The organism is Ochrobactrum sp. SFR4 (assembly GCF_019730395.1).
Classification (GTDB): Bacteria; Pseudomonadota; Alphaproteobacteria; order Rhizobiales; family Rhizobiaceae; genus Pseudochrobactrum.
This window is the reverse complement of the sequence record NZ_JAAPBB010000986.1, coordinates 1-257: the sequence shown is the minus strand read 5'-3', so window position 1 is coordinate 257 and position 257 is coordinate 1. Positions and strand designations below refer to the sequence as shown.

General features: G+C 49.8%; 1 protein-coding gene. It reads left to right on the top strand.

Features of this window, described 5'->3' with window-relative positions:
• Position 1: 1 nt before the first annotated feature.
• The coding region (locus tag HBA93_RS22040) for a LysR family transcriptional regulator (protein ID WP_353619427.1) at positions 2 to 257 on the top strand (256 nt) is incomplete at its 3' end.

Genomic DNA, 257 nt, shown 5'->3' with positions numbered 1-257 from the left:
AATTAAGTGGGTTGAAGACTTTCTCGCGCTTGCTCATACTTTGAATTTCTCCAAAGCGGCAGATGAGCGGCATGTGACACAGTCTGCCTTCAGCCGCCGTATCAAGCAGCTTGAAACATGGCTTGGTACGACACTGATTGACCGGGCTACCTATCCGTCGCGTCTGACTGAGGCGGGTGAGAAATTTATTCCGATTGCGCAGGAAACACTGAAATCACTCTATCAGGTGCGTCACGGTTTTCAGGCCAATCAGACAT